Origin of the sequence: Agrobacterium vitis, assembly GCF_014926405.1 — a bacterium.
GTDB classification, from domain to species: Bacteria; Pseudomonadota; Alphaproteobacteria; order Rhizobiales; family Rhizobiaceae; genus Allorhizobium; species Allorhizobium vitis_H.
The window spans coordinates 31,979-47,634 of record NZ_JACXXJ020000003.1; the positions used below are offsets into that span (position 1 = coordinate 31,979).

12 protein-coding genes and 3 pseudogenes are annotated in these 15,656 nt (G+C 57.1%); 9 read left to right on the forward strand and 6 right to left on the reverse strand.

The features are described from left to right. The first annotated feature begins 37 nt into the window (after positions 1 to 37). From IEI95_RS01760 to relB, 4 genes are all read left to right on the forward strand, one after another. On the forward strand, positions 38 to 1,645 hold the full coding sequence (locus tag IEI95_RS01760) for a hypothetical protein (RefSeq protein ID WP_141747315.1): 1,608 nt from the start codon (positions 38 to 40) through the stop codon (positions 1,643 to 1,645). A 318-nt stretch (positions 1,646 to 1,963) separates the two neighbouring features. Then, entirely contained in the window at positions 1,964 to 2,554 is a 591-nt protein-coding gene (locus IEI95_RS01765) for a ComF family protein (protein WP_060716700.1), read from the forward strand. Between the two features lie 4 nt (positions 2,555 to 2,558). Continuing rightward, positions 2,559 to 3,170, forward strand: a complete 612-nt coding sequence (locus tag IEI95_RS01770; protein ID WP_060716701.1) for a hypothetical protein — start codon at positions 2,559 to 2,561, stop codon at positions 3,168 to 3,170. 103 nt (positions 3,171 to 3,273) lie between these two features. Further along, complete coding sequence (gene relB / locus IEI95_RS01775; protein WP_234823937.1) at positions 3,274 to 3,489, forward strand: type II toxin-antitoxin system RelB family anti-toxin; 216 nt, start codon at positions 3,274 to 3,276, stop codon at positions 3,487 to 3,489. Between the two features lie 20 nt (positions 3,490 to 3,509). Here the strand turns inward: relB and IEI95_RS01780 are convergent, their stop codons facing one another. After that, complete coding sequence (locus IEI95_RS01780) at positions 3,510 to 4,205, reverse strand: hypothetical protein (protein ID WP_141747314.1); 696 nt, start codon at positions 4,203 to 4,205, stop codon at positions 3,510 to 3,512. A 258-nt stretch (positions 4,206 to 4,463) separates the two neighbouring features. Between IEI95_RS01780 and IEI95_RS01785 the strand changes: the two are divergent. From IEI95_RS01785 to IEI95_RS01800, 4 genes and pseudogenes are all read left to right on the forward strand, one after another. After that, positions 4,464 to 5,657 (forward strand): annotated as a pseudogene (locus tag IEI95_RS01785) (DUF4158 domain-containing protein); the annotation flags it as partial. Between the two features lie 78 nt (positions 5,658 to 5,735). Then, positions 5,736 to 6,569 (forward strand): IS5 family transposase, encoded by an 834-nt coding sequence (locus IEI95_RS01790; protein ID WP_060720092.1) that lies wholly within the window; start codon positions 5,736 to 5,738, stop codon positions 6,567 to 6,569. A gap of 21 nt (positions 6,570 to 6,590) precedes the next feature. Beyond that, a pseudogene (locus IEI95_RS01795) lies at positions 6,591 to 8,375 on the forward strand (Tn3 family transposase); the annotation flags it as partial. A gap of 56 nt (positions 8,376 to 8,431) precedes the next feature. Continuing rightward, positions 8,432 to 8,905, forward strand: a pseudogene (locus IEI95_RS01800) (LysR substrate-binding domain-containing protein); the annotation flags it as partial. 230 nt (positions 8,906 to 9,135) lie between these two features. On the opposite strand, the gene IEI95_RS01805 reads toward IEI95_RS01800, so the two are convergent. From IEI95_RS01805 to IEI95_RS01820, 4 genes are all read right to left on the reverse strand, one after another. Beyond that, positions 9,136 to 10,641 (reverse strand): tripartite tricarboxylate transporter permease, encoded by a 1,506-nt coding sequence (locus IEI95_RS01805; RefSeq protein WP_060720093.1) that lies wholly within the window; start codon positions 10,639 to 10,641, stop codon positions 9,136 to 9,138. 13 nt (positions 10,642 to 10,654) lie between these two features. Then, a complete protein-coding gene (locus IEI95_RS01810; RefSeq protein WP_046802342.1) occupies positions 10,655 to 11,122 on the reverse strand; it encodes a tripartite tricarboxylate transporter TctB family protein in 468 nt (155 codons plus the stop codon). 39 nt (positions 11,123 to 11,161) lie between these two features. Beyond that, a complete protein-coding gene (locus tag IEI95_RS01815) occupies positions 11,162 to 12,238 on the reverse strand; it encodes a tartrate dehydrogenase (RefSeq protein ID WP_070167284.1) in 1,077 nt (358 codons plus the stop codon). A 115-nt stretch (positions 12,239 to 12,353) separates the two neighbouring features. After that, a complete protein-coding gene (locus IEI95_RS01820; protein ID WP_060719965.1) occupies positions 12,354 to 13,322 on the reverse strand; it encodes a tripartite tricarboxylate transporter substrate binding protein BugD in 969 nt (322 codons plus the stop codon). A gap of 148 nt (positions 13,323 to 13,470) precedes the next feature. Between IEI95_RS01820 and IEI95_RS01825 the strand changes: the two genes are divergently transcribed. Then, a complete protein-coding gene (locus IEI95_RS01825) occupies positions 13,471 to 14,214 on the forward strand; it encodes a GntR family transcriptional regulator (protein WP_060719966.1) in 744 nt (247 codons plus the stop codon). Here IEI95_RS01825 and pyk read toward each other — a convergent pair. Then, positions 14,200 to 15,648, reverse strand: coding sequence for a pyruvate kinase (gene pyk, locus IEI95_RS01830; RefSeq protein ID WP_060720094.1), 1,449 nt, complete (start codon positions 15,646 to 15,648; stop codon positions 14,200 to 14,202). The two genes, IEI95_RS01825 and pyk, sit on opposite strands and share 15 nt — an antisense overlap. Positions 15,649 to 15,656: the final 8 nt, after the last annotated feature.

Consider the following 15,656-nt stretch of genomic DNA (forward strand, 5'->3'; position numbering starts at 1 on the left):
CCTCCTCAGAACATCCCCACCCATCGTAAGCGGTGCGTTGCGCACGGTAACCATTGAATATCAACACCGGTCGGAACCGGCCTGGGCGCCATCGGGAACATATACTGATCTGGCCCACCACCTCCTGACCATTTCAGTGAAAGGAAGCTTAGCCGCAATCTCTGCATCCGAGTCTGCCGTTCGTCCGCAGATTGATCGCAAACTCACAGCGGCACGCCCCATCTCCCGAACCGAGATCGAATCCGGCTTCGTCGGCAGTGAGACCAAAGCGCTGTGGTTAGACGGTATTCACGCCCGCTCTGACGCCAAGCCTGACGCGAAGACCTTGATGGGACGTGCATTGGAGTTCGCCATTGATCCTCTCGGCGATCAGACCTACGCCTTTAAGGCGGTCCGCAGCAAAGTGCCGCTGGTCCTGTCGAGTGGCGCAGTGAGTCAAGTGGTCGGTGCCTCCCCAGATGACGCTCGCCTCTGGCTCAACCGCCCCAAGACTTGGGCTGACTTCTTAGCGGACACGGAGATCTTGCTCGACGTGGCGGCTTCGGTCGGGGCGACTCCACCAACCGTGCGCTTCCCTGCTCTTGCGCAGGCGGTTAACGATCTGGCAACCGTCAGCGACGGCGACGCGATCGCCGTGGTTCCACCGGAACTTTTGGCTGAGGACACCGATCAGACCCTGAAGGAACGCGCCGCACAATGGGCCTACGGGGCCGAATTCTCCGTGGTTCCTGGCGCAGGACCGAATCTCGTCGCAACAGTGACCTTCGAAACGACGCTACTAGGAGACCTATCTATCACTCCGACTCTAGCTGGCGACAAGATCACACTCGGTTTTGACTGGACGACTCGACCCGTGACAGGAGCGGCCGGCCGGGCGGCTTTCGATGCCCTGATAGCGGAATATGATTGGCTCAAAATCTACTATGGCAGTGGCCATACTATTTCCGGAGGAAAATGTTTCAGAAGCGCTTACACTGACCAGTGGTTTCCCAATTGGCAGTTCAAGAACTTAGCCAATTACAATGTGACACAGGAAAAGCCAGTTATACTGGTAGGGCAGACCCTCGGTTTGTCTATCGGGACGCCGAAGGCGCCGGGTCAGCACGACGACTCGCTATTTGGCTATTGCCACGACATTTTTAACACCGGCTGGTTGGCTAGCGATGACGGTTCGATGGAACTTGCTGATTTCGTTCACATTGATGATGCCACAAACCTTGTCACTCTGATCCACGCAAAAGGGGCTGGCTCTTCGGCTGTCACAAGGGAAGTCTCCGCGTCGAAGTACGAGGTCGTTACGGGTCAAGCCGTCAAGAACCTTCGTCATCTGGAACGACAATCCTTGACAGACACGCTAGACGCTGGACGCCATCATCTTATCGCGGGCGCCGTTTGGCACAACGGTATTCGACAACCAGACAGAACTGGACTTATCGCCCGAGTTCAGGCGCTTCCCATCGGCTACAAAAAGCGAGTAGTGATTCTTCAGCCTCAATTAACGGAGACCGAACATGACGAATGTGCGAATGGCCAAGCTTCCCAAAGAAGAACCCTGAAGATGAAACAACTCAACACGTTACTCCTTGCAGCAAGACTATCGGCGAACGCGGTTGGCTCAGATTTGGAGGTTTGGGGTGCTGCTTGAACGCTCCTGTGCAACGTCTTGGGCTGGCTAGCATCGTTCCTGCGGGCGCCGCAATACGGATGCACAGTGACCGGTCAAGATGGATCGACGCACTCCCCTTACAAATCTCCATATAGACATACACGCTTAAGGCGATTCGGCCGAGCGGCGCCGCAATTCCGAGCTTTGCAGCCAGCCCTTGCCTGTCGGCTCTCCGGCTACCCCCCGGCGTAGAGAAGTTCAACTTTAACATTATGCCGCAACCCGCATTCGCCTTGCATTCTAAGCAATATATTACATAGTCCTCAACCAGAGGTGGCGTCATGGGGGTTCAAATTTATGCAAGTTCAGATAAAGCAAATCACAGGATCCTGGGATTTGGGATACGCATTACACAAGCATTCTCTCCACAGCACCTTCACCGGGCACAATGAATTTGGCCACCCTACTTATGACACCACCAGGTCAGAGCCCGGAGAAGCACTTTATCAGCTCAAATATCGCAATGACTGGTCGCAGGCTGGACCGATAGCCGCCCAAATTAAGACGTCAATTCTACCACTATTTGAAACGATAGGGTTGATAGTACCCATGCCTGCGTCCACCCTGCGTGCCAGACAACCTGTCGATGAGATCGCCAACGAACTGGCCAAGGTCATTGACGCCAGCGTGTTCAACAACATCATCGTAAAGGCTCCGGCTCCTGAGGGCGGCACGCCGCTCAAGAATTTAAACACAAAGGCAGAAAAGGATGCCGCGCTCGCTGGGCGTTTTTCGATTAACGATCAGATTTCTGGCGATGGTAGTTGGAACGCCTTACTGTTAGATGACCTATATGATACTGGCGCAACGATGGACGCGGTGTGTAAAACACTTAAGACCTACCCGAAGATCGCACGGGTCTACGCTGTTGCCGTGACTTGGAAGTGAGCCAATGAACACCGTTTTTATCGCAGGTTCCATATCAATCAGCCGCCTGCATGAGAAAGTTAAAAGTAGGATTGAGAAGATCGTCGCGTCCGACCTCGATATTGTCGTCGGAGACGCAGACGGCGCGGATACATCGATCCAACAGTGCCTTGTTGAGTATGGCGCTAAGAGAGTGACCGTCTTTTGCAGCGGTGATCGGCCGCGCAATAACTTGGCTGAATGGCCGGTCACTCATATTCACCCGAAAGCGCCGCCCGGTAGTCGAGCCTTTTACACTGCTAAAGACATCGAGATGGCCCACGCCAGCAATTACGGCCTAATGGTTTGGGATTGCAAGAGCACAGGCACACTGAGCAATGTCATTCAGCTAATAAAAGAAGACAAAAAGTCCGTTGTGTTCGTAAATAAAAATAAGGATTTCGTCACTGTCGCTGACGAAGAGGGGTTGAACTACCTGCTTACGTTTATGTCCGACCACGCTCGTACCAAAGCAGAGGAAAAGATCGGCCTATCCTCGAAAATTGCGGACATATCGCAAAAGCAATTCACTCTCGATGTCAACGACAGCGAGCTAGAGCAAAAGAGCAAAAAAAAACGCACCCCATATGGCGCCTAGACCCTACCATGAGACCACCTCCAAGCGTGTGGTTTCGGGGGGCGAAAAAAGCATAGCCAATGCGACCAATCCAGCGGATGGAGACTCCGCATGTGCCCAAAACATGAAATTGCGTGTGATTTTAATCACGGCGATTGGGAGCCGTGTGAAAGCAAAGGGTTGGACGCAGGCGGAAGCTGCCCGGCTACTTGGCGTAACTCAGCCTCGTGTGTCAGATCTGCTCCGGCACGAGGTAGGCGTTTTCGGCTTGGACACGTTGATCAATATGGCTGCTGCTGCTGGGTTGAATGTTGAAATGCGTGTCAGCGACGCTGTCTAATTGATCATTATAGTCGAAGGCTAACTCTTGATTGGATCCTGAGTGATCCCTTCATAAAAGAACTTCAGTACATATACGTCAAAACGGGAAAGGCTAGGTATTTTGCTGATAGTTTCCAAGCCTATCGACTGAAAAGCTTTTATCGCGGTGGGCAGATCAAGGCTGGGGTCGTTGAAATTCATGGCGCCGCTCCGATGAATTTTTCGCGAAATCATTCTTGGTAGCCCGTACTCTTCTAGCTGATAAACGGCGCCGGGCAAAAACGCATGCCCCAGTCGCGCAATAAAAGGTGACACATCTACATTGGGATCGACGATGACCTTGTGAAGTTCATTGGCGTCGCTCAGCAAAGTAGTGAGCTTGAACGTTACCGTACGTTCAAGCTGAAAGAACAACTCCACGTCAATTCCCTCATCATCAAGCTCCAGCAATAGATCCGGAATTTCCCGGCGCCAGTTTCTCGAGAGAATTTTCACAAAGGAGACAAGCTTACTGAATTTCACATCCCATCCCGCCGGGCTGAGATTTATGATCAAATAAAGCAATCGATCCCAATGGTCGGGATTATCGGAGTTGAGGTAAGCTAAGCCACGCCATTCCTCGGGCTGTGCCTTCATATTCTCAGCGACCCGCATGATGAAATCTGAGTCACTGTTTTGCAGCACATTGCTCTTGCTCAAGCGCGCAAATTCCTCAGGTCCAAGGATGTTGCCCATCGTGCTCTTGTACTCAACGATTTTCTGGACCTGTTCGTGCGTCAGGGATTCACGGTGCAATTCCTCATCAATGTGGGGTCAGAACAAGAGCAGTTCGAAATCGTACGCTAAGCCCGAACGAAGCGTGAACAATGCCATAGCTCGGGTTTTAGGCATTCGATCTCTGTGGATTGCCATCGACATGCGCCAGTTTTGATTTCGCTGTCCGGCCCGACTCGACGACGCTCAGCGCAGATTGGTCATGGATGGAGTCAGGCAATGGCAAAGCGCAAGCTTCTCAAAGATCAAGATCGTCGAAAGCTTATCGACATACCAGTCGACGAGGACAGCCTGATCCGACACTATTCGTTGTCATTGGCGGATCGCCTGGAGATCGAACTGCGGAGACGTAATCACAACCGGCTCGGCTTTGCCATTCAGCTATGTCTGATGCGATACCCGGGTCGAGTGCTGGGGGCAGAAGAAATTCCGCCACGCGCCATGCTGAGATTTGTTGCTGATCAGATCGGCGCCGCCCCGGAAGCATTTTCGCTCTATGCACGCCGTGAAGAAACCCGTCGGGATCACACAGCACGGCTAATGATGTATCTGGATACGAGAAGCGCGACGCTACAAGATCGCCGCGCCGCGTTGTTGGTGGCAATTCATGCGTCGACCACGTCCGACGACGGTGCTGCGATAGTCAGTTCAGTTGTCGCCGCGTTTCGTGAACGCGGCGCTCTTCTACCGGCGATCGACACGATCGAACGGATTGGCCTTGCCGGCCGTGCGATAGCTCGCCGTTGGGCAGAGACAACTCTGATTAAAGACATCCCGCTCGATACGTTCCGATCATTGGACCGGCTGTTAGAAGTGGACCCGTCGATCGGCCAGACGCGCTTCCATTGGCTACGCTCAGCGCCAGAAGCACCAAGTGCGTCGAATCTGGTCGGGCTGACAGAGCGGATAGCCTTTCTGCGGCGGCTGGAGATCGATCCGACGTTACAGGCGCGCATATCAGCAGGACGGTGGGACCAGATGATCCGGGAGGGTAACGCAACCCCGGCCTGGCTTGCCAACGACTTCAATGCCAGCCGTCGCCACGCTCTGATTGTGGCTCAAGTCATCAAGCTTTGCCAGAAGCTCACGGACGATGCGGTGACGATGTTCATCAAACTAATGGGTAAGTTGTTCTCGCAAGCCAACAACCGAAAGAAGCAGCGGCAAATGGACTGCAGAGCGAACACCGCCAAAGCGCTGCGCATGTTCCTCGATACCATCTCCGCGCTGCAGTCCGCCAACGACCATGGTCGGAATGCATTGGCTGTTCTCGACCAAAGAGTCGGCTGGGACCGACTGCTTCGGATGAAACCTGAACTGGAGTCGATGGTCGACGACAACGAGGCGCCGTCGTTGACCGTAGCAGCCGAGCAATATGCGACCGTCCACAAATACACTGGTGCATTCCTTCAGAAGCTGCCTCAAAAAGAAGTGGGTGATTTCAACAGGTTATGATTCCTTCGGATTTGCAAAGATTCGATGGAGTTCACGATGGCCTGGACTGAAATCACCCGTCGGCAATATGCCCGGCGAACGGCACGCTACGCAAGTGACATGACAGATCGGGAATGGCTTTTGATGGAGCCTTTTCTGCCGATGCCCCGCCGCTTGGGCCGCCCCCGCACCACTGATTTGCGCGAGGTCGTCGACGCTCTGCTTTACATCGCCACGACTGGTTGCCAGTGGCGCATGCTGCCGAAGGATTTCCCGCCCTGTTCGACCGTCCAGCGTTATTTCTATGAATGGCGCGCGCTGGGACTTTGGGCGCGCGTCAACCATCATCTGGTGATGGAGGCCCGCGAGCTGGAGGGCAGAGAGGCAAGTCCGACGGCCGGTGTGATCGATAGCCAGAGCGTGAAAACCACGGAAAGCGGTGGCATACGAGGCTATGATGCGGGCAAGAAAACTAAAGGGCGCAAGCGCCATATCATCGTCGATACGCTTGGTCTGATGGTCGGTCTCATGGTTCACAGCGCCGACATCCAGGATCGCGATGGCGCTCCCGATCTCCTTAAATCCATCCGCCACAGGTGGCCATGGTTGCTACACGTCTTCGCCGATGGTGGTTACGCGGGCAACAAGTTGAAGCAACGGCTGAAGAAGATCGGGCGCTGGACGATTGAGATCATCAAGCGATCAGACAAGGCGAAAGGCTTCGAGGTTCTACCGCGTCGCTGGGTGGTCGAGCGGACCTTCGCCTGGCTCGGTAGATGCCGAAGATTGGCCAAGGACGTCGAACGCTCCATCGCATCAGCCGAGGCATGGATCATGATCGCCCACATTCGCCTGATAACCAGACGGCTCGCAAGGTATCGATATCGTTGAGGACTTTTCGAGTCCGACTCTCAGGCATTCACGTTCCGCTCGGCGCGTCGCCACGATCCACTTTTAGCGGCAATTGGACTGCTTAAACGGCTTTATGCCGAAAAGCGGCGGCCACTCCCTGATCGCGTCCCGCTCACCCACCTTAGCCAAACTGAGCGCCGGCTCATCTTCGAACGGGAAAAACCCGATCGCCGTCTCTACGAGATCGCAACGCTCGCTTCTTTGCGAGACCGGCTTCGATCTGCGGAGATCTGGGTCGATGGCAGCCGATCTTTCCGGCCCATTGATGAGCATCTGATGCCGCGAACAACATTCATCACGATGAAGGAAGAAGATCGTCTCGGTTTGGGGGTCCAGAGCGACGGCGCGCAGTGGCTTGCCGAAGCGAGTCAGATGCTCGAGTTCAACCTGCAGCGTCTGGCGCACAGGGCACGATCCGGAAAGCTCGAAGGAGTTCGTCTTGAAGCCGGAACCTTGATAATCACACCAACTGCCAGCGAAATCCCTGTGGCCGCGGAGGCACTGAATGCCGAGATCAGCGATATGTATCCGTTGGTCGAGGTTCCCGACCTGTTAAGGGAAGTGCATGAATGGACCGGCTTTGCGGATCACTTCACGCATGTTCGGACCGGCGACGTCCCAAAAAATGTTTCTGCAATGCTCGCTGGTGTACTGGCCGATGCTACGAACCTTGGCCCCAAACGAATGGCGGGTGCCTCCAAGGGGATTAGCGCTCACCAGATTGGGTGGATGCGCACATTCCACGCCCGATCGGAGACATACCGCACGGCTCAAGCGTGCATCACCGATGCCCACACCCAGCATCCGCATTCGCGCCTTTGGGGCAATGGCACGACGTCATCGTCCGATGGCCAATTCTTCCGTGCGAGCGACCGGGCTGCAAAGCGCGGCGACATCAATTTGCATTACAGTAGCGAGCCCGGATCGAAATTCTATAGCCATCTGTCAGATCAATACGGCTACTTCAGCATTTTGCCCATCAGTCCCACCGAGAGCGAGGCGGCGTATGTGCTCGATGGGCTATTCGATCAGGACACTGTCCTCGATATCCATGAACACTTTACCGACACAGGCGGCGCGAGTGATCATATCTTCGGGCTCTTCGCCTTGATCGGAAAGCGGTTCTCACCGCGACTGCGCAATCTCAAAGACCGGAAGTTCCACACGCTAGAAAAGAGCGGTGCATATCCGGCGCTGTCGAACCACATCGGGGCTCCGATCAATACCAGTCTGATTCTCGATCATTGGGACGATCTGCTCCATCTCGCTGCGTCGATCACGACGCGGTCCGTGGTGCCGTCTACGATACTCAAGAGGCTGTCTGCGTCGCCTAAGCAAAGCCATCTTGCGAGGGCGCTCCGCGAGCTCGGCCGTATCGAAAGGTCGCTCTTCATGATCGAATGGTACTCAAGTCCGGCACTACGGCGGAGATGCCAAGCCGGTCTCAACAAGGGCGAGGCCGCCCATAAGATGAAACGGGCTGTGTTCTTCCACGAGCGGGGCGAGATCCGCGACCGGTCGTTCGAGAGCCAAGCATTCCGCGCCTCAGGGCTCAATCTCGTCGTCAGTGCAATCGTGCACTGGAATACGGTCTATCTTGATCGCGCGGTCACACAGCTGAAACGAGCGGGACGAGACATTCCTGATACTCTGTTGAAGCACATCTCGCCGCTGAGTTGGGAACATATCAACCTTACAGGCATCTACACCTGGGATGCCGAACATCAGATGCCCAACGGATTTCGACCGCTCCGTCTGCCAGTCGGCCTACGGCGGGTCGCATAAGTTCTCATTCCGTTCGCCCTTAGCGTACGATTTTGCACTGCTCTTGTTCTGACCCCTACCTGCCGGATTCACGACACCATTCCGAACCGCTTTATCAATCCAGCGTATTATGCTGTTTCAATCCTCAATTGCTGAAGCTCTCCAATCCGGTGGATCTTGATGCCTATATGGCCGCACAACATGCGGTGATCTCGCAGACGGACAGCCTGCATGGCTGCGTCAAGGATGCGCTGGAGCATGCAGGTGCAGAATTGGAAGTCGTTGCGGCAGCTCCCGATTTCATGTCGATATTGGCAACGGCGCGTTCATCTGCGGTCATTGCCACCGTATCATCGCGTATTGCACTTCGTTATGGCCCGCTGTTGGGACTTGAGGTCAGCCCAGTGCCACTGGCGCTTTCTTTTCCACCCGTGGCAATGGTTTGGCCGCTCCACATGGACAGCGATCTGGGCTGCGCATGGTTGCGGCAGCAAGTACGTGAGGCGATGATGGGGAAGAACGAGAGCAACGTCGCGGATATCGCGGCGTGATTCCATAAAGATCAGGGGGTGTTTGATGGCCTCGCCTTGACGGGAATCGAACTTTCGGTTCCAGTTGTTTCGGTTAAGCCTTTGATCTGCAAGCCTGCTACAGCAACTGGGCGGCGAAAGTTTATTATAGAAAATAATCACACCATTCGGCGTTCGCGAAAGAAGGTAGCTCTTACACCCCATCACTTGAAAACTCGCCCTGGCGCCCGGGGACATGAAAATGTCCGGCATCAGTCATCCTCTACGAACACCTGATCGCGCTTGGAACGTATCGACGGTAGGAGCGCCAGGATTACGCAGACCAGACCCAGGCCGAGCAGCGATGCAGCGATCGGGTTTGTGACGAACACCGTCGCGTCGCCGCGGGAGATGATCATCGCCCGCCGGAGATGCTCCTCGAGCAGCGGCCCCAGAACGAATCCCAGCAGAAGGGGTGCCGGTTCGCAGCCCACACGGATCAGCACGTAGCCAAGTATGCCCGAGACGATGATTGCATAGACGTCGAAGGGGTTGTTGTTGATGGAATAACATCCGATCGAGGCAAAGATGACGATGGCCGGAAACAGCATGCGGTAGGGAATGGTCAGCATCTTCACCCACAGCCCGATCAGCGGCAGGTTGAGGATCACCAGCAACAGGTTACCGATCCACATCGATGCGATGATGCCCCAGAACAGCGCCGGCTGGCTGGTAATGACGTCCGGCCCCGGCGTGATCCCCTGCAGGATAAAGGCGCCAACAATGAGTGCCATGACTGGATGGGCCGGAATGCCGAGGGTAAGCAGCGGAATGAAGGACGTCTGCGCCGCAGCGTTGTTGGCGCTTTCGGGTCCCGCCACGCCTTCGATCGCGCCATGGCCAAATTCGGCCGGATTTTTCGACAGGTTCTTCTCGACCGAATAGCTGGCAAAGGACGCCAATACGTGACCGCCGCCCGGCAATACGCCGAGAAGCGAGCCAAGCGCCGTTCCCCGCAATACAGGGCCGATAATCCGCCGGAAATCGTCTCTCGTCAGCCAAAGGTTCGTGACGTGTTTCACTCCGATTTCGCGCGTGTGCTCGTTCTGAAGGTTGCGGAAGATTTCGGAGACCCCGAATATTCCAACAGCAATCGAAACAAAGTTGATCCCCTGCGACAATTCCAGGCGACCGAACGTGAAGCGCTCCTCGCCCGTATAGATGTCCTGGCCCACCGTCCCAAGCAGCAAGCCGATGACGATCATGCCCAGCGCCTTGAGGACCGAACCGTGAGCGAGTGAGATCGAAACGAGCAGCCCGAGAACGATCAGGGCAAAATATTCCGGCGCGCCAAATTCGAGCGCGATGGAGGCAAGCGGCGGAGCCGCGATCGCCAACAGCATTGTTGCCACGCAGCCTGCGAAGAAGGATCCGAGCGCCGCGGTTGCCAATGCTTGGCCGGCACGACCCTTTCGGGCCATCTGATAGCCATCGATCGCTGTGACAGCGGAAGAACTTTCCCCCGGCAGGTTGATGAGGATTGCTGTTGTGGACCCACCATACTGGGCGCCGTAGTAGATGCCCGAAAGCATGATCAAGGACGTTACCGGGGAGAATGTAAACGTGATCGGCAGAAGCATCGCGATCGTCGCTGTCGGCCCGATGCCGGGCAATACGCCAACGAGCGTGCCGAGCAGTACGCCAACGAAACACCAGACGATGTTTATCGGCGTGAGAGCCGTTTCGAAGCCAAGGGCAAGATTCGAGATCAGATCCATCATGGTGAGCACCTCATAGTCCGAAAACCGGCCCGAATGTCGGAATGGCAACTGCCAGCCCGACCTTGAAGACCAGATAGCAAAGAGTGGCAATGACGGCGGCCATCATAGCCGCCGATACCAGCGAGTTTCGGCGAGACGCGAGTGCCGTCATGAACGTGCACAGCAGGACGACGGGTACGAGCCCAAGATCGCGGGCTCCGGCCGCAAAGATGGCAAGTGCCAGACAGATAAGGACGAGCCCGCGCCAGGGCACGGAACCATCGGTCGGCTCCGGCTCACTACGCAAGCCATCAAGGCCGATGACGACGCCTAGTGCGCCCAATACGAAAGCGAGCACCACCGGGAAAAAGCCCGGGCCCATCTGGGTCGCGGTCCCGAACTCATATCTTAGACCCTGCACAGCGAACGAGGCCGCGATGGCGATGAAGATGCCACCGGCAATCAGGTTTTTCCGGGTGTACTTTTCGAGTGTAGCCATGGTCTCCTCCCCTCTGGCGTCCCCTGACGGTCCTCCCGTTCAGATGATATTCGATCCTGCGATTGCGTTGCATACGGCTTCGGTGACTTGGCGGGTGTTGGCGGTGCCGCCGACATCGGGGGTCAGGATGCCCGCTTCGGTCACGCGCTCGACGGCGCTCATCAGCCGTGCGGCGGCGTCGCGTTCACCGAGATGCTCGAGCATCTGCGCGGCAGTCCAGAAAGTGGCGATCGGGTTGGCGATACCCTTGCCGGTAATGTCGAAGGCAGATCCGTGGATCGGCTCAAACATTGATGGGAAACGGCGCTCCGGGTCGATGTTGGCCGTCGGCGCAACCCCGAGGCTGCCAGCGAGAGCACCAGCCAGATCCGACAGGATGTCGGCATGCAGATTGGTCGCCACGATCGTATCCAACGTCTCCGGCTTCAGCGTCATGCGCACCGTCATCGCATCGACCAGCATCTTGTCCCAGGTGACATCCGGGAACTCCGTCGCCACTTCGGCCGCGATCTCGTCCCACATCACCATGCCATGGCGCTGGGCGTTCGACTTGGTGACGACAGTCAGCAGTTTGCGCGGGCGCGCCTGGGCCAGCTTGAAGGCGTAGCGCATAATGCGGGTCACGCCGACGCGGGTGAAGATCGCCACTTCCGTGCCGACCTCTTCCGGAAGGCCCCTATGGGCGCGGCCGCCATGGCCGGAATACTCGCCTTCGGAATTCTCCCGCACGATGACCCAGTCGAGATCGCCTGGACCGCAATTGCGCAAGGGTGGCGTGATGCCGGGCAGGATCTTCGTCGGGCGCACATTGGCGTATTGGTCGAACCCCTGGCAGATCGGCAGGCGCAGGCCCCAGAGCGTGATATGGTCGGGAACGTCAGGGGCGCCGACCGCACCGAAGAAGATCGCATCGAACTTCTTCAGCGTGTCCAGCCCGTCGGCCGGCATCATCACGCCGTGCTTCTTGTAATAGTCCGAACCCCAGTCGAAGGTTTCGGTATGGATCTTGAAGTCGCCGCTGCGCTGTTCCAGCGCCTCCAGAACCTGAAGACCCGCAGCTATAACCTCAGGACCAATCCCATCCGCAGGGATCGCTGCAATCTTGTATTCACGCATGGGAAGTTCGCTCCTGTTCAAGGGCTAGCGCTCAGGTCAAGCGCCGGACGCATGGCCCGTGGCCATGACGAATGATGGATCGGCGGCTTATTCTCAGCCGCCGACCAAACCGAGGTTACTTGCCGCTTTCGCTGATCAGCTTCGTCAGTCGCTCGACTTCAGACGCGAACTTCTGGTCAAGCGCCGCCGGTGTCGCCAGATCTTCCGATACCGGTGCGGTTCCAAGGCTCGCAAAACGCTCGATCACGACCGGATCCTTGAGTGCGGCGCGCAACGCTTCCGCAAGCTTGCTGCGGATGGCTTCAGGCGTTTCCTTGGGTGCCCAGAGCGCATGCCAGGCACTGAGCTCGAACCCTTGCAGGCCGCTCTCTTCCACAGTCGGAAGATCTGGCAGCACGCCAATCCGCGCCTTCGTTGTCACCGCATAGGGATGAACCTCACCGGCCTTGATCTGGGTCGTGGTGTTGGTCGTCTGGTCGCAGGCGAGATCGATGCGACCTCCAATGAGATCGGTCATTGCGGGGCCCATGCCCTTGTAAGGGACCAGAGTGATCTTGGTGCCGAGCGCGTCCTGCAGCAACCTGCCGCAGAGATCGGAAACGGCACCCGTGCCGGCGGTCCCGAAGGTGACGGCAGGCCCGTTTGCCTTCACATAGGAGAGGAGATCGGTGAACGTCTTCGGCTCGAAGTCCTTCCTGCCGACGACCGTCATCGGGACCTCGGTAATCAGCCCGACGCTCGAAAAGTCTTCGATCGGCTTGTAGGTCAGGTTCGGGTAGAGCGCAGCGAAAGTGGCCACCCCGATATGGTAGAGCAGCAACCGGTAGCCATCGGGGTCCGCCTGCGCCACTGTTGCGGCACCAAGCGAGCCGCCAGCGCCGCCCATGTTTTCGATCAGCACCTGCTGGCCAAGGGTCGTGGACATCGACTGCGCCACCAGGCGCGCCACGGTGTCACTCGGTCCACCTGCCGCTGCAGGCACCACGATTGTGATGGGTCGATCAGGATAGTTCTCCTGCGCCAGCACCATATGGCTGGACATGGCAAACAGGACACCTGTGAGGGACAACAGTACCTTTTTCATCGCGCTTTCCTCCCTGAGATCGCGAAGGATGCCTCCACATCCTTTTCCATGCTATCTTGCATGCAAGCTTACATTTATTGATGCGCGCCCGTTTGTCAAGCTCCAGGAGAGCGGCTATAACGAGCCTTGAAACAACGACAGGCAGTTCATGATCAGGACGATCGACATTCCCGGAGCCGCGCCACGCGATCCGGCCACAGAACAGAATTCAGCAAACTCCGACATCAACGGTTCGGGTCGGGTTTCTGCCGCCTATCTCGCCATCAAGGAGGCGATACGCTCCAATGCGTTTCCCCCCGGGTACCAAGCCGCAGAAATTGAAATTGCGCGTCAGCTCGGCATGAGCCGAACCCCGGTGCACGAAGCCATGGCGCGACTGCAGGAAGACGGACTGGTCCGGATACTTCCCAAGAAGGGCATCATCATCTGCGCCCTGTCTCCCGCGGACATCGAAGAAATCTACGAAGTCATCACCGCGCTCGAGGGTGCCGCGGCGGCACGGCTCGCCCGGCTGCCGATGGAGGAACGCGCGCCCGTCATCCAGCTTCTGAAGGCCGCCACAAAGCGGATGATTGAGGCATTGGCCGACAACGACCTTCCACGATGGGCTGTGGCCGACGAGGATTTTCATCAGACTCTCGTAGTAGAGAGCGGAAACAGCCGCCTCATGCGGATGGCGGGGACCGTCGCCGATCAATTGCATCGCGCCCGCATGTTCACCCTCAACCTACGGCCCTTGCCGCTGCACTCGGCCGGTGAGCATGCGGAAATCATAGAAGCAATCGAGCAGGGTGATGGGGATGCGGCGAGCCGCGCCGCACGGCTGCACCGCAAACATGCTCATGACGCATTGATCCCCCTTATTGCTCGATACAATCTACGCAATCTCTAGGTTGTCGGTTGCGGCGATCTGAACGACGCGGAGATTGTTGGTGCTGCCCTGTTGCGCAAATGGAAATCCCGCCACGATGACAATGTGATCGGAGGGACTTGCCAGCTTTGCTTCCTGCACCGCCTGTTGCGCATGAATCAGCGACGCCTCATAGGTGTGGACATCTTGTGATCGCACGCCGACAACCCCCCAGAACATGTTGAGCCGGCGCGCGACTTGTTCGGACGGAGTGAGAGCCAGAATTGGCAATGCCGGTCTGGCACGCGAAATTCTGGCCGCGGTTGTTCCGCTCGATGTATAGGCCACCACAACCGGCGATCCCAGAGCCACGGCAACGTTGGCTGCTGCAGTGGCAACTGCATGCGGCGGTGATTGAGCGACATCGGGTTCCGTTGCCTCAAGGATCGGCCGGTAGTGCTTGTGCTTCTCCGTCTTCTCGATGATCCGGTTCATAATTTCGACCGCCTCCACCGGGTAGGCGCCTGTTGCGGTCTCGGCGGAAAGCATGACGGCATCTGCCCCATCATAGATGGCACCGGCAACGTCCGAGGCTTCAGCGCGCGTCGGCGTTGGCGAACTCACCATCGAGTCGAGCATCTGTGTGGCGACAATCACGGGCTTGGCCGCTAGCCGGCATGCACGGATGATTTCCTTCTGCTTGCCCGGAACGTCCTCCGGCGGGATCTCCACGCCGAGATCACCTCGCGCAACCATGACGCTGTCCGAAAGCCTGACAATATCCTCGATGTCATCGAGGGCAGACGGCTTCTCGATCTTGGCAATGAGGCCAGCCCTGTCTCCAACGAGGGACCGGGCTTCGATCATGTCGCGTGCCCGCTGAACGAAAGAAAGTGCGACCCAGTCGACGCCAAGCTCGAGCCCGAATTCCAGGTCCTCACGATCTTTCGCCGTGAGCGGGGAAATGTCCAGGACAGCGCCGGGCACGTTGACACCCTTGCGGTTCGACAAGGCGCCTCCATTGAGGACCTCGCAAACAAGCCGCCCGTCCATCACCTCCATGATCCGGACTTTTATTCTACCGTCGTCGATCAGGAGGTCCATTCCGGGCACCGCCACCTCGAAGATTTCCCGATGAGGTAGCGGAATATCGTTCATTCCTTCACCACCCTCACGGCCAAGGATAAATCCGATGGTGGATCCAAGTGCGAGATCGAGCCTGCCATGTGCCAGAACTCCGATCCGGATCTTCGGACCCTGAAGATCCTGCAGCACGGCGATAGCAGCATCATGCTCCTGCTCAAGAGCTCGGATGTTCCTATAGACTTCCGCGTGATCGGCCCGGGCACCATGGCTGAAATTCAGGCGGAACGTATCGACACCGGCGAGAAACAGTGAGCGAAGCATGTCGGGCGAACTTGACGCCGGTCCGACCGTCGCGACGATCTTTGATCGCCGGTTGTTGCGTATGAACATGTCCAAAC